The sequence below is a fragment of the Thauera sp. 28 genome, assembly GCF_000310145.2.
GTDB lineage: Bacteria > Pseudomonadota > Gammaproteobacteria > Burkholderiales > Rhodocyclaceae > Thauera > Thauera mechernichensis.
In genome coordinates, this window is the sequence record NZ_AMXA01000001.1 from 165,277 (window position 1) to 187,277 (window position 22,001).

Genomic DNA, 22,001 nt, shown 5'->3' on the forward strand with positions numbered 1-22,001 from the left:
GCTCAGTATGCGGAGTGCTCGTTCTCGCGGATGTAGGCCGCGGTGACTTTGCCTGCCATCACGCTGTAGGCCCAACTGGTGTAGGCAACGATGATCGGCATGAAGATCAGCGTGGCCCAGAACATGATGCCCAGCGTGCGCTGGCTTGAGACCGCATCCCACACGGTGAGGCTGGCGCCCGGCACGGTCGAGGAGGGCATCACGAAGGGGAACATGGATACGCCAGCGGTGCCGATCACGCCCACGATGGCGAACGACGAAGCAACGAAAGCGGCCAGGGTGCGCCCCTTCCAGACCAGCAACAGCGCGGCAATGCCGCCGGCGTAGCCCAGCGCCGGCACCAGCATCGTCAGCGGCGCCTTGGCGTAATTGGCCAGCCAGGCGCCGGGCTGCAGTTCGACTGTCTTGGCGAGTGGGTTGGGCAGCGCCGCGGTGTCCACCGCCGAGGTGATGGCGTAGCCGAAGCTGCCGTTGGCGATCCATAGCCCGGCGGCGGTGAAGCCCACCAGCATCAGCACGCCGAAAACCAGCGCGGCGGTTATCGAACGGCGCTGGATGCCGCCCTCGGTACGGTGCGCAAGATAGATCGCGCCGTGGAAGGTGATCATCGCCGTGCTCACCACGCCGGCGAGCAGCGCAAAGGGGTTGAGCAGGCCCCAGAAACTGCCGGTGTAGTGGGACACCAGGGTGTCGTCGAAGTGGAAGGGCACGCCTTGCAGCAGGTTGCCGAAGGCCACGCCGAAGATCAGCGGCGGCACTGCACCGCCGATGAAGAGCCCCCAGTCCCAGGTGCTGCGCCAGGCGGCGTTGTGGATCTTGCTGCGGTAGTCGAAGCCCACCGGGCGGAAGAAGAGCGCCCACAGCACCGCCAGCATCGCCCAGTAGAAGCCCGAGAAGGCTGTGGCATAGACGATCGGCCAGGCGGCGAAGATGGCACCGCCGCCGGTGATGAACCACACCTGGTTGCCGTCCCAGTGCGGGCCGACGGTGTTGATGACGACGCGGCGCTCCTCGTCGTTCTGGCCGACGAAGGGCAGCAGGGTGCCCACGCCCATGTCGTGGCCGTCCATGATGGCGAAGCCGACGAGCAACACGCCCACCAGCAGCCACCAGATGAGTTTCAGGGTCGGGTAGTCGAGGATCATGATGTGCGCTCCGGGATCAGGCGTGGGCGTGCTGGGTTTCGTTCATGTAGCGGCCAGTACCCAGGCTGCCGGGGCCCTGGCGGGCGAACTTGATCATCAGAACCATCTCGACGATCAGCAGCAGGGTGTAGAAGCCGACAAAGCCAGCCAGCGAGCCATACAGGCTTTCCACCGTCAGCGTGGACACCGACAGGTGGGTGGGCAGCACGCCGTAGATCGTCCACGGCTGGCGGCCGTACTCGGCGACGAACCAGCCCATCTCGCAGGCCAGCCACGGCATCGGCAGGAACCACAGCGCCCACTTGAGCAGCCACGGCCGCTGTGCGAAGTCGCCCTTGATCGAGTACCACAGCGCCAGGCCGAACAGCGCCAGCATCGCGAAGCCCAACGCCACCATGATGCGGAAGGTCCAGAACAGCGGCGCCACCTTGGGCAGCGTGTCGCGCGCGGCGCGGTCGATCAGCGCGGGGGTGACGTCGTCCATCGAGGCGACGTATTTCTTGAGCAGCAGGCCGAAGCCGAGGTCGCTCTTGACCTTGTCGAAGGCTTCACGCAGTGCTGCGTCCTGCGGGTTCTTGCGCAGCGCCTCGAGCAGCTTCACCGCCTCTACGCCTACGGTTACGCGCTCGCGGTTCAGGGCGTAGATCTGGTTCAGGCCGGGCAGCTCCTTGTCGAGGGAGCGCGTGCCGATGAGGCCCATCACCCAGGGAATATGGATGGCGAAGTCGTTCTTCATCTCGGCTTCGTTGGGCACGGCGATGACGTTGAAGCTGGCCGGGGCTGGTTCGGTCTCCCACATCGCCTCCATTGCCGCGAGCTTGGTCTGTTGTGCTTCGCCGAGCGCGTAGCCGGATTCGTCGCCAAGCACGATCACCGAGCAGATCGAGGCGAAGCCGAAGGCCGCAGCGATGCGGAACGACCGCTTGGCGAACTCCACATCGCGCCCGCGCAGCAGGTACCAGGCCGAGATCGACAGCACGAACATGGCGCCGGTCACGTAGCCCGCCGACACCGTATGCACGAACTTGCCCTGTGCCACCGGGTTGAACACCACCGCCCAGAAGTCGGTGAGCTCCATGCGCATGGTTTCAAAACTGAACTCGGAACCCACCGGGTTCTGCATCCAGCCGTTGGCGATCAGGATCCACAGCGCCGACAGGTTGGTGCCCACCGCCATCAGGATCGTCACCAGCAGGTGCTGCTGGCGCGACAGGCGGTCCCAGCCGAAGAAGAACAGACCGATGAAGGTCGATTCGAGGAAGAAGGCCATCAGACCCTCGATCGCCAGCGGCGCACCGAAGATGTCGCCCACGTAGTGCGAGTAGTAGGCCCAGTTGGTGCCGAACTGGAACTCCAGCGTGATGCCGGTGGTGACGCCCAGTGCGAAGTTGATGCCGAAGAGCTTGCCCCAGAAGCGGGTCATGTCCTTGTAGATCGTCTTGCCGGTCATGACATAGACGCTTTCCATGATGACCAGCATCCACACCATGCCGAGCGTGAGCGGCACGAAGAGGAAGTGGTACATCGCCGTGGCTGCGAACTGCAGCCGCGACAGGTCGACGAGTTGCTCACTGACCATGGGTTTCTCCTGGAGGTGGTCGATGCGATGGCGGAGTTGAACGGGAAACCTGTGCGGCCATGGTCGAGCTGTCGACCGATACGCGTGCGTCGCGGATGAAAGCCCACCACAGCGCCGTGATCAGCGCGAGCTTGATCAGTACGACGACGACGAGATGGCGCAGCAGGCCTTGATCTGGCAGGTTCATACGGAACTCCTTTTGATAAGGGGTTGCTTATCAAGTCCCGTGCCAGCGTCGCCGAATGGGCTGGATTTGAGTTGAATCAAGGCACTTGCGGGTAGATCCCCTGCTCAGGGAAGATGGCTGTCACTGCTGCTGTCTGCAGATGTGGCAGTTTGTGTACCCTTGAAGTGTCAAAGTGGCAGCGATGGAAGGTTGTGCGCCAGAGCGCGGCGTCACGGAACGCTGTGAGCACTTGTGCCGGCTCGCGGGGCGTGGAGAAGCCCGCAGTGGCGCACGATCACGCGCGCGACGCCAGCTAGTCGGACGCAGGCCGCAGTGGCTGCGTCAAGGCGTGCATTGCGCCCGCGTCAGTGGGCGCTGCAGCAGTTTCTGGCGAGGGTATTGAAGGCTTCGGCCTGGGTCATGAAGATGCGGCCCGACAGCCACACTGTCACCCCGGTCCGGTCCAGGCGGTCCCGCACCGGACCTTTCAGTTCCGAGAAATGCAGCTGCAGGCCCTTGGCGCGCAGTTCGCGATCTAGCTGCATCAGGACCTCTAGGCCGGTGAGGTCGATGCCATTGACCCCGCTCATCATCAGCACCACGTGGCGCAGGTTCGGGCGGCGCGCCAGGGCAGACGACAGCGTCTCGGAGATCCAGCGTGAGTTGGTGAACACCAGACTCTCATCGACCCGGATCGACAGGACCTCGGGCAGCGTCTCTACCTCGAAGCGATTGACGTTGCGGAATACGTCGGTGCCGGCCAGGCGCCCGACCTCGGTCCAGTGGGGGCGGACGGTGCGCTGCAGCAGCAGGCCGACGGCACCGACCACACCGGCGAGCAAGGCCTCCTTCACCCCCACCGTCAGCGTCAGCACCGCCACCATCAGCATCAGGGCGAACTCGGTGCGCGAGTAGCGCCACGCCAGCACGAAGGGCGCGAAATCCACCAGCGACAGTACGGCCACGACGATGGTCGCGGCAAGTACGGCGCGCGGCAGGTAGTGCAGCACGTCGCCCAGCAGCGCGATCGCCAGCGCGAGGAAGAGCGCGGTCCACACGCCGGCCATGCGCGTGCGAGCGCCGGCGTCGAAGTTGACGATGCTGCGCGCGAAGCCGCCGGTGACCGGCATGCCGCCGGACACGCTGGCCGCGGCGTTGGCCGCTGCCAGGCCGAAGAGTTCGCGCCGGGGCGATACCTTCTCGCCGCGGCGTGCGCCGAGGGCCTCGGCGACGGCGAGGCTCTCGACATACGCCACCAGTCCCAGCAGTACCGCCGGGGCAAGCAGTTCACGCCACACCGGCAAGGGCGCCGTCCACGGCATTGGGAAGGCCAGGCCCTCGCCAAGGCTGATGCCGCCCGACAGGGCGACTCCCTCATTCAGGTGCGGGAAGCCGGCGACCCAGGCGATCGCAGCCGCGACCACGACGATGGGCGCGGTACGCGCCAGCAACTGCGCAGTCCGGGGCCTGAAGCCCAGGCCTTGCAGCACGGGGCTGCCGTGCCGGCGCAGGGCCCACATCAGCGCAAGCGCCAGCACGCCGATGAGTGCGGTGGTCGCATGGGGCAACGGGTGACTGGCGCCGGCGAGCGACTGCCACAGTGCGACTACCGTGCTGCCGCCAGCCTGCACCCCCAGCAGTGCGGGGAGCTGGCCGATCGCGATCACCAGCGCGGCACCGGTGATGAAGCCGTGCAGCACCGGCGTGCCGAGCAGCGCCGCCAGCGTCTCGAGGCGGAACAGCGCGGCGATGAGAAATACCGCCGCCATCTCCAGCGCCAGTACCAGTGCCGCCAGGTGCGGCGTGATCTGATGCGCGGCGGCGACGCCGCCGACCGCCTGCGCCGTCATCATCGCCAGCACCGCCACCGGCCCCACGGCGAGGCTGCTGCTGGAGCCGAAGGCGGCGTAGGCGACGATGGGCAGCAGGCTCGCCATCACGCCCACCACCGGCGGCAGGCCGGCAAGCATGGCGTAGGCCAGGCTCTGCGGTACCAGCAGGATGGTGACGATGACTGCCGCGATCAGGTCGTCGCTGAGTGCACCGAGCCGGTAGTCGTGCCAGCGCGCGAGCAGGGTGCGGGGGGCGGCGGCCGTCGTCGTGGGCATGGGATGGCGTGCCTAAAGCAGATCGATCGGTATCTTCAGGTAATGCACGCCGTTGTCCTCGGCCGGTGGCAGCTCGCCCGCACGCACATTGACCTGGATCGCCGGCAGGAGCAGCGTCGGCATGGCCAGCGTACGGTCGCGCGCGGTGCGCATGGCGACGAAGTCGGCCTCGGTCACGCCGTCATGGATGTGAATGTTCTTCGCCCTCTGCTCTGCGACCGTTGTTTCCCACACCGGGGCGCGGTCGTCGGGCGGATAGTCGTGGCACAGGTGCAGCCGCGTCTCGGGTGGCAGCGAGAGCACCTTGCGGATCGAGCGGAACAGCATGGCTGCATCTCCGCCGGGGAAGTCGCAGCGCGCGGTGCCGTAGTCGGGCATGAACAGGGTGTCGCCGACGAAGGCGTCCGGTCCGACGATGTAGGTGAGGCAGGCCGGCGTATGGCCGGGGGTGTGCATCACCTCGACGTCCAGCTCACCAATGCGGAAGCGCTCGCCGTCCTCGAACAGGTGGTCGAACTCGGCGCCGTAGGTGTTCATGTCCTTGGCGTTGAAGATGTCCTTGAACACGCCCTGCACCTGGCGGATATGCGCGCCGATGCCGATCTTGCCGCCGAGCTGCTGCTTGAGGTAAGGCGCGGCAGACAGGTGGTCGGCGTGGGCGTGGGTCTCGAGCAGCCAGTCGACCGTCAGACCGGTCTCGCGTACGTAAGCGATGGCCTTGTCGGCGGAGGTGCGCGATGTGCGCCCGGATTTGGGATCGTAGTCGAGCACGCTGTCGATGATTGCCGCGCGGCGGCTAGCCGGGTCAGAGGCGATATGCGTTACGGTGAAGGTGGCCGGATCGAAAAAGGATTGGATGTCAGCACGTTGCATGGCCAAACCTCCATGTTGAAGTGTTGAGAATGCGCTCATCGCGCAGGATGCGCTCGTGTCGCACGTCTATTCCGGCAAGCAGATCTTGCCATGGTGAGCCGCAGCCAAGGTCTTCCATGCGAGCAGCGCTACGACCCCACTGAGCACCGCGAGCATCAGCCAGGAAAGCCCCGCGTAGAAAGGCAGTCCGCTGCGCGCACTCATCTCGAAGGTGGCGATCGTCATCGCCGCCAGCGGGAAGGAGTAGGCCCACGCCGAGATAAAGAAGGGCAGGCGGAAGAAGCGCACGGCGTTACTGGCCAGCAGCAGGGTCAGGAACAGCGCGGTGAAGTAGAGCACGCGGGCAAAGGCGTCGACCTGGCCGGTAAGTGCGACATAGGCCAGGAAGCCGACCGAAGGCGGCGCGATCAGGATGAAGAGCGTGGGTGTAAGGCGCGCGGGCAGCGGTTCGTGGAAGAACAGCCGGTACAGCACGATCGTCATCAGTACCAGCCAGAACACCAACCCGATGCTGAAGAAGAACCAGCTGATGTCCGCCGGCGCGAAGCGCACGCCGGCGATCGGCACGATGATGTTGCCCACCACGGGGATGAACCAGGCCGGGTTGGCGTGCTTGATGTCGTAGTGGGTGTGGTGGATCCAGCTGCTCATGGCGAACAGTGTGAACATGAGATGCACTGCGGCGCCGATGCCCCACATCCACGGCGCGACGGTCGGGGCGTCCTGCGCCCAGGCGATCGACAGCAGCAGCAGGCCGATGGAGATGGCGGGGAAGAAGTTCAGACGCACCGGATGGGCGCGATCGGCCTTCACCGCTTCGGGGTGGCGCAGCAGCTTGGCTCCGTACATCACGAGGAGGAACAGGTACAGCGCGCTCGCCAGCCAGCGCAGCGCGATGCCGATCTCGATCGGCATGCCGCCGATGTGATGGGCCTTGAGCCAGGCAATGGTGAGGCCCGCCATGCCCATCACGGTGGAGAACAGGGCGACCGGGAAATGTGCGAGCCGTCCGCCATGCGCGTCGTGCGCAGCGGCGGGCGTGGCGGAGGAGGCGGGGGCGTTCATCGTTCTTCCTTGCAGGGCTGTCAGTAACGGAGGTCGATGCTGATCCGGGTGGTGCCCGCACCGGCAGCTACTTCGAAGGCACTGTCCGCGAACGCGGGCGGGCCGGACACGGTGGGATTGTTCGAGAGGCCGTAGCCTTCGGTCGGGAACATGCCGAAGCGGCGATTGAGTTCGCCGTTACCGTCCTCGTCGTGATAAGCCATGATCGCGTAGCGACCGGGCGGCAGCGCACCGAAGCTCACCGTCACCGTACCGGCGCTGGCCGGCACCTGCTGTATGGCGACGGCCTGCGCTTCCTTGCGGAAGGTTTTCGGCTCGGAATACAGCCCCACGCGCAGGCTTCCGCGATCATGCTGGATTCCGGTCAGACTGACTTCAAGTGCGGACGCTTGCGCCAGCACCATGGTGGCGGTTGTGGCAGAGAGAAGGAATACGAGCAGATGAGCGCTCATTGCGTGTGGCATCCGTTGATGATCAAGTGCGATGAATCGTCAGAAACCAATGACCTTGCGGTTCGGCTCCAGCAGTGCGGCGCCCATGTCGGCCGGCTTGGCCGGCTTGATGCCTTCCTTCAGGTCTTCGGCTTGCTTGCCGCTGTTGGGCAGGTAGAGCGCGCACACCGAGGCGGTTGCGCCCTTCTTCAGCGCGCCGTCGAGTAGTTGCGCCGGTGTCACGTTGTTGGGTTTGAGCGCTTCGCCGCCGGCGCCCTTGAGCGCGAGGTCGCCGGCTTGATCGCATAACAGGATGTCGACCTGCGCGCCCTGTTCCTGCATCTGGTTGGCCAGCACCATGGCCATGCCCTGGGTCATCGGGCTCTGAGCGTTGAGGACAACGGTGACTGCGGGCTTGTCGGCGAGCACGGCGGTGGAGCCGAGGGCGATGGCGAGGGCGACGAGGGCTTTCTTCATGGTAGTGCTCCTATATAAAGGGTGATGCATCGATGAATCAGGTCTGCAATTCCGGATAGGCTTGGCGCAGCTTGTGATCGGCAATAAATGCGCCCAGGGGCAGGAGCGCGCCGATGAGCAGCAGTAGCGCCAGGCCTGGCCGGAGAATTCCGCGTGCGAGCGCACTCAGCGTCGCAGTCGCAAGGGACAGGAACAGCGCCCCGTGCAAGGGGCCCAGCAGCTTCACCCCAAGCGGCTGGTCGAGCATGTACTTGACCGGCACGGCGACGAACACCAGGGCGAGCAGTGCGATGCCGTCCGAAAAGGCGAGCCAGTTGAGGATCTTGCGGTGGGACATGCTGGACGACTCCAGGTCAGAGGTGTTCGACGGGCGCGAGCCCGATCGGGTAGGGGTTTGGCAGCGGCAACTGCGCGGCGATGTCCTGTAGCGCTGTCTGCAACATCTCCTCGACCACGGGGTGGTAGAAGGGCAAGGCCAGCAGGTCGTGCGCGGTCTCGCCGCGCTGTATCGCCCAGGCAAGCAGATGGGCGAGATGTTCGCCGCCCGTCGCGACCATCGCGGCGCCGAGCAGTCGGCCATCGGTCGCGTTGGCATAGACGCGCAGCAGGCTGTCGGTGGCGCCGAGGATGCGGGCGCGTCCGTTCTTGTCGCCGCTGGCGGTGCCGACTACGATCCCCTCGGTGGGCAGGGCGTCGAAGCGCATGCCGACCGCGGCGATGTCTGGGTCGGAGAAGGCGATGCCGAGTGGCACCTTGCGCCAGAAGCGGGTGGGGGTTTTGCGGGCAGCGTTGTAGCCGGCAATCGCGCCTTCGTCGGCTGCCTCATGCATAAGCGGCCGGTCCGCATTGGCGTCGCCGGCGATGAAGACCGGCAACTCGCCGACCTGCATGGTCGTGGGGTCGAAGCGTGGGGTGCCGCGTTCGTCGAGTCGGAAGCCGGCAGCTTCCAGACCCAGGCTGTCGACGTTGGGGCGCCGGCCGAGGGCAGCGAGCAGCAGTTCGACTTCGGCCTTCCGTCCGTCCGCGTGCATGACAATGCCGGATGCGCTGCGCTCGAGTCGGGTCTGCGTGCCCAGCCAGAGTTCGATCTCCTGCCCAAAACGTTCGCGTGCGCGCTCGCCGAGTGCAGGATCGGCGAGGCCGCCGACATTCGGTGCGAGGTCTGCCCCGACCACGCGGATGCCGAGTCGGGACAGCGCAAGCCCCATTTCCAGCCCGATGGCGCCGAGTCCGAGGATGCCGATACTGCGCGGCAGCGCTTCGAGTTCGAACAGTGCGTCGGTCGTGATCACGCGATCGCGCAGGTCTTCCAGCCAGCCGGGCATGACTGGGCGTGAACCGGTGGCGATGACGACGGCACGGGCGCGTACGCGCTGCGATCCTGCAGGCGACGAGACCTCGATGAGCGTGGGTTCGAGAAAGCGCGCCGTGCCTTCGATGAGTTTGTCGCCGGCGGCGGCGCGAGCCTTGCCGGCGCCGTTGCTGGCGAAGAAGTCGCGTTGTTCGCGCAGCCTCGCCCAGGTCGCGGCAAGGTCGATGGAAAGGGCCTCGACCCCGCGTGCACCGATCCCGGCCAGGGCTTTGCGTGTCGCCCACTCCGCACCGGCATGCAGTGCGACCTTCGAGGGCATGCAGCCCACCCGGGCGCAGGTAGTGCCGAGCGGGCCGCGGTCGATCATCAGGACGTCGCGCCCGGCACGACGCACCTCGCGCAGCGCATAAAGTCCGGCGCTGCCCGCGCCGATGATGGCGACATCGGTGTGGATTTCGTTGGTCATGCGATCTCCTGTTCGCGCGTGGCGTGATGCCCTGCGGCGTGCGAGGCGCGCTGCAGGGCGGGGGCGGCTTACAGCGACTTGGTGGAGAAGTACCAATCGACCGTGTTGTAACCTTCGGTGGCGCGCTTGTCGGCCGCCTCGGCGGTCTTGGGCGGGGAGACGATCACTTCCTTGCCCGGGCACCAGTTCTCGGGTGTGGCGACACCGTGCGTGTCCGAGGTCTGCAGTGCCTGCAGCAGGCGGACGAACTCGTCGATGCTGCGGCCGTTGCTCATCGGGTAATACACCATGGCGCGCATTACGCCATTGGGGTCGATGAAGAAGGTCGCGCGCACGGCCTGGGTGTCGGCAGCACCCGGATGGACCATGCCGTAGGCGCGGGCGACATCCATCTTGATGTCTTCGATGATCGGGAAGGGGATATCGACGCCGAATTTTTCCTTGATGTTGCGCGTCCAGGCCAGGTGCGAGAACAGGCTGTCGATCGACAGGCCGAGCAGTTCGCAATTCATCTCAGCGAACTTGGGCGCGGCATTGGCGAAACCGATGAACTCGGTGGTGCATACCGGCGTGAAGTCGGCGGGATGCGAGAACAGGATCAGCCACTTGCCGCGGTAGTCCTCGAGCGAACGCTCACCATGCGTGGTACGGACGCTGAATGCAGGGGCCGGTTCGTTCAGGCGGGGAAAGCTGAATTGCTGTGCGTTTTCCATGATGGTGCTCCTAGGGTGAGGGAGATGTCTTTCGACGAGGCATACATTAGAGTGTTCTAATATTTAGAGCAATCTTATTTTTTGAATTATTTTGATAGCTAAACATAATGGCTTCCCGTGCTGGCTAGGCCTCGCTCTGTCAAGGCATGCGCAATCGGCGTGCCAACTCTGCGGAAGCAGGATTGCGCTTGAAATGTCTGCGCCAAAGCTGGAGCCTCGGGACAAGACGCCGGCTTTGGAGTGACTTCTGCTGCCTAAGATGGCGGTGATTGCTGCCATTTCTGGCGCATTTTGCCTGCTGAGTCGGATGTGGAGGTGTCGTGGCGGCGTATCACACGTTCCGACGTCTCCGCTGGAGTCCATGAGGACCTGTGTATTGATGCTGCGCAAGCCAGTCGGCCGGACGATGTGACGGCCCACAGGCGTCGGGAGACGGGAGCGCTCATTGCCGAAGGTCCGCATGCAGCCCCAATTCGCACTTGTAGACGCGCACTGGAAACGTCTGTCGAACTTGGCGACAATGCTTGGGTGGCCTCGCTGAAAGGCCCGTCCTTGCGCAGCCCGATGGCAACCGGCGATCAGTCGCACGCCCCTTGGCCAGGTCTTGCGCCCCCTGTTTCGCGGCATGCTCCAGTGGGGTCACAGTCGATGCAAATGCCATCATTGCCACGCGCATGGTTCGCGGCGGGGTTATCGGTGTTGCTGTTGATCGCTGCCGTTCCGCTTGGCGTGCATGCTGCCGTGCCGCAGGCCGCTGTTCAGCAGGTGCCGGCAGGTGTCGACTTCTCCCCGACTGGGTTGTCGGCGCGGGGAGAGGGGCAGGGCGCGGCTCCGGTCGGTACGGTCGCGAGCGAGGATAGGGGCGCGTCCCGACTCGCGCAGCGTGCGCAGCACCTGACGATCGCACTGTCCGTATTTGCTGCCTTGCTTCTTGCAGTGGTCGGGCTGCTGAGCTTCATCTTGCGGCAGCGCCGCAAGGTCGTCGAGGCACTGCGTCGTGAGATTGCCGAGCGGCGCGCGGCGGAGCGCGCACTGCAGGACAGTGAAACCAAGCTACGTACACTGATCGAGCACTTCCCGGGCACGGTCTTTCGTTGCCTTGACGACGAGAACTGGACAGCACATTTCATGAGCGGCAGGGATCAGCATATCGTCGGCTATCCGACGGCGGATTTCCTCGTTGCCGGGGGGCGGACCCTGGGCGGCTGCGTGCATCCGGAGGATATCGCCTGGGTATCCGAGCTGGTCAAGCATGCCGTCGAGGAGGCTGGGCGCTGGGAGATGGAGTACCGCATGCTGGGCGCCGATGGGCAGGTGCACTGGATGGCGGAGTACGGTGCGGTTGTTCCGCCACGCGATGGCGGGCCGCGCTATCTCGACGGTTTCGTGCTCGATATCACTCATCAGAAGCAGGCTGCGCTCGAGGTCGAACGCCAGGTGAGGGCGTTTGCGGTGCTCAACGACATCGCGTCGCGCAGTGCGCTCACGCTCGCGGAGCAACTGTCCACTGCGCTGAGTCTGGGGGCCGAGTTCTTGGGTATCGAGATCGCGGTGATCTGCGAGATCCATGACGAGCGCTGTCGAGTGACGGCGATCCATGCCTCGAGTGAGTCCGGTTTGGTCCAGGGCAGCGAGTTCGAGCTCGCGTCGAGCTACTGCGACCTGCCGGTGCGTGCGGGCTGCATCCAGGCCTTCGAGTCCGTTGGGGCCTCGGCCGCGCGCGATCACCCGAGCTACCGCATGCTTGGCTTCGAGACCTACATCGGTATCCGCCTTGAGGTGGGCGGACGGCTATATGGTTGCCTCGGTTTCGCTGCGGCTGAGGCGAGACAGACGCCTTTCAGCGCCGGTGAGAAGTACTTCGTGGAGTTGCTCGCGCGCTGGATCGGCGCCGCCATCGAGCGGGATCAGGCCGCCCAGCACATGCGCCGGCTGGCGCACATGGTGCGGCATTCCAATGACGCCATGTTCCTCGTTCGCGACGGCATCGTCATCGACTGCAACGACGCCGCGCTGGTGATGTACGAGCGGGCACGCGAGGACATCATCGGGCACTCGCCCCTGACGTTGTCGCCGCCCATGCAGCGTGGGGGCACCTCCGCCGAGTTGGCTGCGCGCTACCTGGCCGCGGCGCGTGCTGGGCAGCCGCAACGCTTCGAATGGGTTCACTCTCGCGGCGGCGGTGGCACCTTCGATGCAGAGGTGGCGCTGAGTGGGTTCGACGAAAACGGCGAGCGGCTGGTAATCGGTGTCGCGCGCGACATCAGTGTCCGCAAGCAGCGTGAACGTGAAGTGCTCGAGTTGAACGCTACGCTAGAGGGGCGAGTCGCCGATCGGACGCACGAACTCGAGGCTGCGCTCGAGCATCTGCGCCGTACCCAGGACGAGCTGCTGCAGAGCGAGAAACTGGCTTCGCTTGGCGCCCTGGTCGCAGGCGTGGCCCACGAGCTCAACACGCCAATCGGCAACGCGGTCACTGCGTCGAGTACGCTGAACGATGTCTACCGCCAGTTCAACGCACGTGTGGCGACGGGTTTCACGCGATCGGTCTTCAACGACTTCCTTGCCTGTGTGGACGAGGCGGGGCGCATCATCGAACGCAACCTCAGTCGGGCGGCCGAGCTGATCGGCAGTTTCAAGCAGCTCGCCGTGGACCAGACCAGCGATCAGCGTCGCCCATTCGATCTGCGCGAGGTCGTGCAGGAGGTGGGGCTGGCGATGAAGCCGAGTATCCGCCGTACCCCTTTCCGGCTGGTGGACGAGGTGCCCGCTGGGCTGAAGCTGGACAGTTATCCCGGGCCGCTCGGGCAGGTGCTGATCAACCTCATCAACAATGCCCTTGTCCACGCTTTCGAGGGACGTGATCGGGGTGCGATCACCCTCACGGCAGCTCCCGCTGGGGAGGATTGGCTGAGGCTGGTCGTCAGCGACGACGGCTGCGGTATTTCTGCCGCTAATCTCAAGCGCGTGTTCGATCCATTTTTCACCACTCGGATGGGGCAGGGGGGATCTGGGTTGGGCTTGCACATAACCCACCAGTTGGTGACCGGTATCTTGGGTGGGCGAGTCAGGATCGAGAGCGAGGAAGGCAAGGGCACATCAGTCACGATCGAACTCCCTTGCGGTCCAGGACGCTCGGGGCAGATCGTGGTGGAGTAGGCTGGGCGGTAGCGTAAAACGGGCGCTTCGCTATGTCGCAGTGCGTGAATCTGGTCGCCGCTGTCCGATAACGAGCAGGTTGCGTGGTGTCAGGCTGCGTTCGCAGAACCTTCCCAGGACAACGTCGAAACCACGCTCGCCCAGGCCCAGCGCGAGATCGAGTACCAGCCACAATTCCAGACCGCGCCGGAAGGCGTGGCGCACGAGTTCTAGGCGAAGTACTTCGTCACGTCGCTTCCAGCCGACATGCTCCCAGTCCGCCCATGCCGGATTCGCGGGCAGCCTTACATGCTCGCGGATCGCCAGTCTGCGGCAGAAGTCATCGAAGCTGCCGTCAAACCAGGCCGCAGGTACGGGACGGAAAGGGCGTCGCGTTTCACCCTCGACTTCAGTGCGTAGCGCGATGAAACCAAGCTTCCAGGCTTGGTCGCGCGCGAGACGAGTGCGATCGCGCTCTGGTGCGGTAACCAACTCGGTTACAGCGAGCCGTAGTGCTGAGGCGTCGAGCATCAGCGAGGCGTCGCTGCTCAGGGGTTGGTAGGGGTCTTCGCTTCCCAGGTGATAGCAACACGGAGAAATCCGGTAAGCCTCGGCACCGTCAGTATGTGCGTTGCGTACCAGGCTGCGGTGGAGTTCGCCGCATGCGTGGAGCGCGAAGACTGTGCGACCGCGCACGTGTTCGTGCCCGCTCGCGGTGAGCGCGTCGGCGCACAAGATCTCCTGGTCGACACCCTTGCGGGTGGCAAGGCTCTTGGCGTCGGCGCACAGCGCGGGGTTGAGCTCGAGCGAGACCACCGGTACCTGGTCGGTGAGTGCAACCTTGCGGCCGAGGTGGCCCTTGCCTGCGCACCACTCAAGCGCAGGGGTCACGGTGGCCGGGATGTGACGGACAAATGCTTCGACTTGCGCGCGCTTGCGTCCTGGCATGCCGTCATCCTCGCGCGCACGGGAAGCAGGTAGTGAGCGAGCGGGCAGCGCAGGGACTTCGGAGAGCTTGTTCACCATGCCTAGCGCGGGCAGGTAAGCCGCGAGCCAGTCTGCGCAGGCTTCGGGGTCGAGCCCGAAGCGTTTGACCGCCTCGTCGTCCAGCGCCTCCAGAGCGGTCGCAAGCGCGGGCCTGTGGTCCCTCCACCGGGGACTGACTGAATGAAACGGAGCTGGGCGCCAGATCTCTTCGTGTTCAGCTAGCAAGGTCTGCAGTTCAAGGAACCGGGCACGAAGGTTCATCGGTTGGCGCGCACTGTGTGTGTTCTCTGGGGGCGTTCATTCCATGGCAGGTAAACGCATGATACGTCCGGTGATCCGCGGCGACGAGGTCGTCGTGCAGAGACCTCTCGAGCAGTCGGCTTGGGGCGGGCTGAGCGCTTGTGCGGAGAATCTCGATATATGTTGTGTCTTATAGAAGACTTTTGGCTTCAGAGTATTGACCCGCGCGCGATTCGATCGCATCCTTCGTTGGTTAAGCACCCTCGAAGGAGGGGCGTGGTGTCAACATCAAGTACAGAGAGCCCGAACATGACCGAACGAGTGACCTGCGAGCGTCTTCAGGTGGCCACCAGCCTGAAGCGATTCATTGAGGAAGAGGCCCTGCCGGGCAGCGGTGTGGTCCCTGCCGCGTTCTGGAGCGGGTTCGATGCGCTCGTGCATGATCTGGCCCCCCGAAACGCAGCCCTGCTCGCTGAGCGCGATCGCATCCAGGCCGAGGTTGATGCCTGGCATCGTGCCAATCCAGGCCCCATCAAGGACATGGCTGCCTACAAGGCCTTCCTGGCCTCCATCGGCTACCTGCTCCCGGTCCCGGCTGATGCCAAGGTCAGCACCACCAATGTCGATGACGAGCTCGCCGTTCAGGCGGGGCCCCAGCTCGTTGTGCCGGTAATGAATGCGCGCTATGCGCTCAATGCTGCCAATGCGCGCTGGGGATCGCTCTACGACGCGCTCTACGGCACCGATGCGATTCCCCAGAAGGACGGCGCCGAACTCACCAAGGGCTACAATCCTGTGCGTGGACAGAAGGTGATCGCCTTCGGTCGCCAGGTGCTGGACCAGGCCGCAGCGCTTGCCGGCGCCTCGCACGCCGATGTCACCGCTTACACCGTGTCCGCTGGCGAGCTGGTGGCTGCGCTGCGCAATGGCAGTACCGTCGGCCTGCAACAGCCCGAGAAGTTCATCGGCTTCCAGGGCGAGGCCGCAGCGCCGAGCGCGCTCCTGATTCGCAACAACGGCCTGCACATCGAGATCCAGATCGATCGCGACGGCGCCATCGGCAAGACCGATGCGGCTGGCGTCAATGACTTGCTGATGGAGGCCGCACTGTCGACGATCATGGACTGCGAGGACTCGGTCGCTGCAGTCGATGCCGACGACAAGATCGTTGCCTACCGCAACTGGCTTGGTCTGATGAGCGGCACGCTCGAGGACAGCTTCGAGAAGGGCGGCAAGCAGATGACCCGCCGCCTGAATGCCGACCGCGAGTACGCCGGCGCCGATGGCAAGGTGGTGAAACTGCATGGCCGTGCGCTGCTGTTCGTGCGCAACGTGGGGCACCTGATGACCAATCCTGCCATCCTGTGGGGTGAGGGCAAGGAGATTCCCGAGGGCATCATGGATGCGGTGGTGACCACGCTGATCGCCAAGCGCGACCTCGGCCGCCGCGGCAATTCGCGTAAGGGCAGCATCTACATCGTCAAACCCAAGATGCACGGGCCTGCCGAAGTCGCTTTTGCCGACGAACTCTTTACCCGTGTCGAGCAGCTGCTCGGCCTGCCGGCCCATACGGTCAAGCTCGGCATCATGGATGAGGAGCGTCGCACGAGCGTGAACCTGCGCGCCTGCATTGCCGCTGCGCCCGCGCGTGTTGCTTTCATCAACACCGGCTTCCTTGACCGCACCGGCGACGAGATGCACACCGCCATGGAAGCCGGTCCGATGATGCGCAAGGGCGACATCAAGAACAGCAAGTGGATCGCGGCCTACGAGCGCCGCAACGTGCTGATCGGTCTTGCCGCCGGCCTGCGTGGCCGCGCCCAGATTGGCAAGGGCATGTGGGCCATGCCGGACCTGATGGCGGCGATGCTGGAGCAGAAGATCGCCCACCCCAAGGCGGGCGCCAACACCGCTTGGGTGCCGTCGCCGACTGCCGCCACACTGCACGCCTTGCACTATCACCAGGTCAGCGTGGCCGCGGTGCAGCAGGAGATCGAGAAGCTCGATCTCAACGCGCAGGCCGAGGCCCTGCTCGACGATCTGCTCACCATCCCGGTGGTGGAGCAGGCGAACTGGAGCGAGGCCGAGCTGCAGCAGGAGCTCGACAACAACTGCCAGGGTATCCTGGGCTATGTGGTGCGTTGGGTGGAGCAAGGCGTCGGTTGTTCGAAAGTGCCCGACATCAACAACGTCGGGCTGATGGAGGACCGTGCCACGCTGCGCATCTCCAGCCAGCACATCGCCAACTGGTTGCGCCACGGCGTGGTCGGCGCCGAGCAGGTGGAGGCCACGCTGCAGCGCATGGCTGCGGTAGTCGATGGCCAGAATGCCGGTGATCCGCTGTATCGCCCGATGGCGCCGGATTTTGGTGCTTCCGTGGCCTACGCGGCTGCACGTGCGCTGATCTTCGAAGGCTGCGCCCAGCCCAGTGGCTACACTGAGCCGCTGCTGCATCGTTATCGCCAGCAGTTCAAGGCCCGTTTCGGCGCCTGATCTGGATCGGCAGCGGGTCGAGGCCCGCTGCGCCACCGGCTGCGGCTCGGTCGGTGGGCCAATGAAGAAAGGCGCCCGTGGGCGCCTTTCTTCATGTCCTGCAGGGCATAGCCCCTGCCCGGGGCTATCTCACCACAGCTGCCACCACGGTTTGGTGTTTGCCGGTCCGCCACGGAAATAGACGCTGTCAGGGAAGTTCGTGCGCATGACGCGCTCGGCGTCGTCGCGCAGTTGGGTCATGCCCAGCGCGTCGTAGCTCTTGACGAGCAGGAACAGGGCTTCCTCGATGGCCGGCGCCTGGGGAAAGTTCGTAACTGCCGTCTGAGCGCGGTTGATGCTGGCAACGTAGGCGCCACGGTTGTAGTAATAGCGCGCGACGTGAACTTCGTGCGAGGCGAGCGAGTTGACCAGGTACTGCATGCGCGCGCGCGAGTCGTCCGCGTAGCGGCTGTCCGGGAAGCGCTCGACGAGTTCGCGGAAGCTGTCGAACGCTTCGCGAGCGCCCTTGGGGTCGCGCTCGGAGAGATCCTGGCGCGACAGGTTGGCGAGCAGGCCAAGGTTTTCGTTGAAGTTGATCAGGCCTTTGAGGTAGTAGGCGTAATCGACGTTGGGATGGTTGGGGTGCAGCCGGATGAAGCGGTCTGCTGCTGCCAGTGCCAGCGCCTGTTCCCCCTGCTTGAAGTACGCATAGGCGACCTCGATCTGGGCCTGCTGGGCAAATCTGCCGTAGGGATAGCGTGCCTCGAGCTTCTCGAACAGGGTGACAGCCCGGTCGTAGGCGCCTTCGGACATCGAAGTCTTTGCCTCGGAATACAGCCGCTGGGCGTTCCAGCCGGTTGTTTCGTCGACCTGATCGGGCAGTAGCCCGCAGCCACCGGCCAGCAGGGCGCCAATAAGAACAGCTTTTGCCGTTAAACTTCCGAGGGTGAACCTGGCCATCGAAGACACTCGCGTGAATGAACGCGCCGATTATATCCCAGCCGACGAGCCCGACTCGCTCGAAGCGCTGACGATTCCTGATGAACTTGCAGGCCTGCGCCTGGACCAGGCGCTCGCCCGCTTGCGCCCTGAGCATTCGCGCAGTCGCTTGCAGTCATGGATGCGCGATGGCTACGTCCTGCTCGATGGCAACGCGCCTGACCCGAAGCGCAAAGTGTGGGGCGGTGAATGCGTCGAGATCGCGCCGCCGCCCGCGCCCGAACTTGGCGCTGAGCAGCCCGAGGACATCCCGCTCGACATCGTCTTCGAGGATGCGCACCTGCTCGTGATCAACAAGCCGGTCGGGTTGGTCGTGCATCCTGGCAGCGGCAACTGGAGCGGTACGCTGCTCAATGCACTGCTGCACCACGACCCGGCGCTGGCGGCAGTGCCGCGGGCGGGTATCGTGCACCGGCTCGACAAGGATACGAGCGGCTTGCTTGTCGTGGCCAGGACGCTCGCTGCGCAGACGGAGTTGGTGCGCCAGCTTCAGGCGCGAACCGTCAAGCGCCACTACTGGGCGCTGGTCAAGGGCGAGCTCACGGCGGGCGCAAGCGTCGATGCGCCGATCGGGCGCCACCCCAGTCTGCGCACGCGGATGGCGGTGGTCGGCAACGGCCGCCCGGCCGTCACCCATTACCTTGTGCGAGAGCGTTTTGCGCGCTGTACCTTGGTCGAGTGCAGGTTGGAGACAGGGCGCACGCACCAGATCCGGGTCCATATGGCGCATGTTGGCCACGCCTTGGTGGGCGACGCCGTTTATGGTCAGCGTCGCACGGGCTCAGCCTTGCTCGACAGCTTTGCGCGCCAGGCGCTGCACGCCTTCAGGTTGGGTTTGCGCCATCCGCAGAGTGGTGATGACATGGCGTGGGAGTGTCCCATGCCCGCCGACTTCGCCATGCTGCTGCAGGCTTTGCGTGAGGAACTGGCGTGAGCGGGGGGCACTCGCCGACGGTTGGTCGGCCGCTGGTTCCTGGCTTGTTGTGCCCGGACTGGGCTCTGCCCAAGGGTGTCGGTGCATTGCTGACGACATGCGAGGGCGGGGTTAGTGCGGGCGACTTTGCCAGCTTCAATCTGGGTGCTCATGTAGGTGACGACCCGGCGGCGGTGGCGTCGAATCGCGCACGGTTGCGCGCCCATCTGCCCTCGGAGCCGGCCTGGCTCGATCAGGTACATGGATGCACGGTGGTCGACGCCGAGTCGGTGACGGGCCATGTTCGTGCGGATGCCGCAGTTTCAAGGACGCCGGGCCGGGTGTGCGCCGTGATGACGGCGGACTGCCTGCCGGTGCTGCTGTGCGATGACGACGCCACGGTCGTGGCAGCGGTGCATGCCGGATGGCGCGGGTTGGCGGCGGGTATCGTCGAGGCGACGGTCGCGCATATGGCGGTTGCGCCATCCAGCCTGCGTGCGTGGTTGGGGCCGGCGATCGGCCCTGGTGCCTTCGAGGTCGGTGACGATGTCCGGTGCGCGCTCGCCGACAGTGATGAGGAGGCCGCGCAGGCTTTCGTGGCGGGCGCTGCGCCTGGCAAGTGGATGGCTGACCTCTTCATGCTTGCCCGCCTGCGCCTGCGCAGGCTTGGCGTTGAGCGTGTCGATGGCGGCGGGGCGTGCACCTATTCGTCGCCACGGCAGTTCTATTCCTATCGCCGTGATGCAAGGACGGGCCGTTTTGCGTCTCTGGTCTGGCTCGATGCGCACTGATTCCGGGCTCCGGCATGGCCGGCACCCGCTTCGCATCGACCTCCAAACGGCTTGGGCTATTGATCAGGGCCCGTTTCGGCTCTATCGTTGCGGTCAAGGGCTTCGCGTTCGCGCTGGCGCCGCCGGCGGGCCGGGGTACCGAAGATCCACATGAAGAGGGCGAGTGGGGCGATGCCCCAAAAGACGAAGGTCAACACGCCAGCGACGACGGTGTCCTCGGACACGGCGACGAGGATGGCGACATAGAGCCAGGCAATCGGAATCAGGTACATGCGCCAATTGTAGCGCCGCTGCGACGCCGGATCGGGATTGCCATGCAGCACAAATCAGCACGCGATGGCCGCCGGCCGTCGCCACCAGCTTGGGGAGATGTGAATGTCGGATTCAGCGGGTAAGGGGACGCCGCCTGGCGTGCAGGCCATGTTCGAGGCGGGACAGTCCATGGCGAAGACCTTCTTCGACGCGCTGGCGCGACAGCATGCGGCAATGCAGGATTCCTCGGGCGTAGCGGCTCCCAAGCTGCCGCTGCCCGAGACGGAGACCCTTGGCGCCATCCAGAAGGCCTACGCGGAGAAGCACGCCCAGCTGTGGTCGTCGATGCTTGCGCGTAAGGACGGCGAGCCTGCGCCGGCCGTTGTTCAGCCGCCGCCGGGCGACAGACGGTTTACCGCGCCGGAGTGGAGTGAGAGTCCGGTGTTCGACTACCTGCGCCAAGCCTACCTGCTCAACGCCGAGTTGCTCACCCAGGTTGCCGAGGCCATGCCGATCGCCGACGGCCGCGCGAAGTCGCGCATTCAGTTCCTGACCCGGCAGTACATCGATGCCTTGTCGCCGAGCAACTTTGCGGCGACCAATCCCGAGTTCATCAAGACCGCGCTTGAGACGAAGGGCGAGAGCATCACGCGTGGCGTGCAGAACCTGCTCGGCGACCTCGAGAAGGGGCGCATCTCGATGACCGATGACTCGGCCTTCGAGATCGGCCGTAACCTGGCACTGACGCCGGGCTCGGTGATCTTCGAGAACGAGCTCATGCAGCTCATCCAGTACGCCCCGCTGACCGAGAAGGTGGCGCAGGCGCCGCTGCTGATCGTGCCGCCCTGCATCAACAAGTTCTACATCATGGATCTGCAGCCGGAGAACTCCCTGGTTCGATTCGCGGTAGAGCAGGGCTTCACCGTATTCCTGGTGTCTTGGCGGAACCCCCGTCCGGAGTCGGGCGGGCATTTCACTTGGGACGATTACCTGGAGAAGGGGCCGCTGGCTGCGCTGGATGTCGTGCGCGCGGTGACCCGCGTAAAGAAACCCAACGTGCTCGGTTTTTGCGTCGGCGGCACCATCCTGACCTCGGCGCTCGCGGTGGCGCGGGCGCGTGGTGAGGACCCGGTGGCGAGCCTCACTCTGATGACGACGCTGCTCGATTTTTCGGATGCGGGTGAGCTGGGCTGCCTGGTCGATGAGGCCGGCGTGGCCGCGCGCGAGGCAGCGATCGGCAAGGGCGGCGTGCTCAAGGGGCAGGAGTTGGCGAACGTGTTCTCCTTCCTGCGTGCCAACGATCTGGTCTGGCAGTACGTCGTCGGCAACTACCTCAAGGGCAACAAGCCTGCGGCCTTCGACCTGCTGTACTGGAATTCTGATTCGACCAACTTGCCCGGGCCTTTCCTGACCTGGTACTTGCGCAACATGTACCTCGAGAACAACCTGCGAGTGCCGGGCAAGCTCCGGATGCTGGGGCAGAAGGTCGATCTTGCCAAGGTGGATATGCCCGCCTACCTGCTTGCGGCACGCGAAGATCACATCGTGCCATGGAAGAGCGCCTACCTGGCGCGCAACCTGCTGGGCGGCGACACCACGTTCGTGCTCGGCGCGAGCGGGCATATCGCTGGTGCGATCAACCCGGCATCCAAGAACAAGCGCAGCTACTGGACCGCTGAAGGGCGGCCGACCGACCCTGATGAGTGGTTCGAAGGTGCGACAGAGCACAAGGGCAGTTGGTGGCTGAACTGGATCGAATGGTTGCGTCCGCATGGCGGCAAGCAGGTTGCGGCGCGAGGGCGTCTCGGCAGCACGCGCTATGAGCCGATCGAGCCGGCTCCGGGACGCTACGTGAAGGAGCGTGCCTGATCCGT

The 22,001-nt window shown here is 65.0% G+C and carries 19 protein-coding genes; 5 read left to right on the forward strand and 14 right to left on the reverse strand.

The window, feature by feature from the left end:
• Positions 1-2: 2 nt before the first annotated feature.
• From cydB to C662_RS00800, 11 genes are all read right to left on the reverse strand, one after another.
• Positions 3-1,145 carry a cytochrome d ubiquinol oxidase subunit II gene (gene cydB / locus C662_RS00750; protein WP_002923725.1) on the reverse strand — a complete coding sequence of 381 codons (1,143 nt, stop codon included), beginning with the start codon at positions 1,143-1,145 and terminating at the stop codon, positions 3-5.
• 16 nt (positions 1,146-1,161) lie between these two features.
• The gene (locus tag C662_RS00755) at positions 1,162-2,724 is read right to left on the reverse strand and encodes a cytochrome ubiquinol oxidase subunit I (RefSeq protein ID WP_002923727.1); all 1,563 of its coding nucleotides are present in this window, start codon (positions 2,722-2,724) and stop codon (positions 1,162-1,164) included.
• The gene (cydP, locus tag C662_RS00760; RefSeq protein ID WP_002923728.1) at positions 2,714-2,911 is read right to left on the reverse strand and encodes a cytochrome oxidase putative small subunit CydP; all 198 of its coding nucleotides are present in this window, start codon (positions 2,909-2,911) and stop codon (positions 2,714-2,716) included. The genes C662_RS00755 and cydP overlap by 11 nt, the downstream gene beginning before the upstream one ends.
• Positions 2,912-3,255: 344 nt before the next feature.
• Positions 3,256-4,998, reverse strand: coding sequence for a SulP family inorganic anion transporter (locus C662_RS00765; protein ID WP_002923730.1), 1,743 nt, complete (start codon positions 4,996-4,998; stop codon positions 3,256-3,258).
• 12 nt (positions 4,999-5,010) lie between these two features.
• Positions 5,011-5,871 (reverse strand): MBL fold metallo-hydrolase, encoded by an 861-nt coding sequence (locus C662_RS00770; protein ID WP_002923731.1) that lies wholly within the window; start codon positions 5,869-5,871, stop codon positions 5,011-5,013.
• 66 nt (positions 5,872-5,937) lie between these two features.
• On the reverse strand, positions 5,938-6,936 hold the full coding sequence (locus C662_RS00775; RefSeq protein WP_002923733.1) for an SLAC1 anion channel family protein: 999 nt from the start codon (positions 6,934-6,936) through the stop codon (positions 5,938-5,940).
• 20 nt (positions 6,937-6,956) lie between these two features.
• Positions 6,957-7,388: a DUF2141 domain-containing protein gene (locus C662_RS00780; RefSeq protein WP_002923736.1), complete on the reverse strand. Its 432-nt coding sequence runs from the start codon at positions 7,386-7,388 to the stop codon at positions 6,957-6,959.
• A 39-nt stretch (positions 7,389-7,427) separates the two neighbouring features.
• Positions 7,428-7,844 (reverse strand): hypothetical protein, encoded by a 417-nt coding sequence (locus tag C662_RS00785; protein ID WP_002923738.1) that lies wholly within the window; start codon positions 7,842-7,844, stop codon positions 7,428-7,430.
• 37 nt (positions 7,845-7,881) lie between these two features.
• Entirely contained in the window at positions 7,882-8,181 is a 300-nt protein-coding gene (locus C662_RS00790) for a DUF3817 domain-containing protein (RefSeq protein ID WP_002923740.1), read from the reverse strand.
• A 16-nt stretch (positions 8,182-8,197) separates the two neighbouring features.
• Positions 8,198-9,622, reverse strand: a complete 1,425-nt coding sequence (locus C662_RS00795; protein ID WP_002923742.1) for a dihydrolipoyl dehydrogenase — start codon at positions 9,620-9,622, stop codon at positions 8,198-8,200.
• Between the two features lie 68 nt (positions 9,623-9,690).
• Entirely contained in the window at positions 9,691-10,335 is a 645-nt protein-coding gene (locus tag C662_RS00800) for a peroxiredoxin (RefSeq protein WP_002923745.1), read from the reverse strand.
• 696 nt (positions 10,336-11,031) lie between these two features.
• Here C662_RS00800 and C662_RS00805 point away from each other — a divergent pair.
• Entirely contained in the window at positions 11,032-13,494 is a 2,463-nt protein-coding gene (locus C662_RS00805) for an ATP-binding protein (protein WP_002923747.1), read from the forward strand.
• Between the two features lie 30 nt (positions 13,495-13,524).
• On the opposite strand, the gene C662_RS00810 is transcribed toward C662_RS00805, so the two are convergent.
• A complete protein-coding gene (locus C662_RS00810) occupies positions 13,525-14,721 on the reverse strand; it encodes a methyltransferase (RefSeq protein WP_037983903.1) in 1,197 nt (398 codons plus the stop codon).
• Between the two features lie 288 nt (positions 14,722-15,009).
• On the opposite strand from C662_RS00810, the gene C662_RS00815 reads away from it, so the two are divergent.
• On the forward strand, positions 15,010-17,193 hold the full coding sequence (locus C662_RS00815; RefSeq protein ID WP_002923749.1) for a malate synthase G: 2,184 nt from the start codon (positions 15,010-15,012) through the stop codon (positions 17,191-17,193).
• Positions 17,194-17,322: 129 nt separating this feature from the next.
• On the opposite strand, the gene C662_RS00820 is transcribed toward C662_RS00815, so the two are convergent.
• Positions 17,323-18,132, reverse strand: a complete 810-nt coding sequence (locus C662_RS00820) for an outer membrane protein assembly factor BamD (RefSeq protein ID WP_037982179.1) — start codon at positions 18,130-18,132, stop codon at positions 17,323-17,325.
• Between the two features lie 13 nt (positions 18,133-18,145).
• Between C662_RS00820 and rluD the strand changes: the two genes are divergently transcribed.
• The gene (gene rluD, locus C662_RS00825) at positions 18,146-19,105 is read left to right on the forward strand and encodes a 23S rRNA pseudouridine(1911/1915/1917) synthase RluD (protein ID WP_386041131.1); all 960 of its coding nucleotides are present in this window, start codon (positions 18,146-18,148) and stop codon (positions 19,103-19,105) included.
• Positions 19,102-19,875 (forward strand): peptidoglycan editing factor PgeF, encoded by a 774-nt coding sequence (gene pgeF, locus C662_RS19855; protein ID WP_232433188.1) that lies wholly within the window; start codon positions 19,102-19,104, stop codon positions 19,873-19,875. Before rluD ends, pgeF begins: the two co-directional genes overlap by 4 nt.
• A 56-nt stretch (positions 19,876-19,931) precedes the next feature.
• Here the strand turns inward: pgeF and C662_RS00835 are convergent, their stop codons facing one another.
• Positions 19,932-20,147 carry a hypothetical protein gene (locus tag C662_RS00835; RefSeq protein ID WP_037982202.1) on the reverse strand — a complete coding sequence of 72 codons (216 nt, stop codon included), beginning with the start codon at positions 20,145-20,147 and terminating at the stop codon, positions 19,932-19,934.
• A 103-nt stretch (positions 20,148-20,250) separates the two neighbouring features.
• Here C662_RS00835 and C662_RS00840 point away from each other — a divergent pair, with 103 nt between their 5' ends.
• Positions 20,251-21,996: a PHA/PHB synthase family protein gene (locus C662_RS00840; RefSeq protein ID WP_037983905.1), complete on the forward strand. Its 1,746-nt coding sequence runs from the start codon at positions 20,251-20,253 to the stop codon at positions 21,994-21,996.
• Positions 21,997-22,001 lie beyond the last annotated feature (5 nt).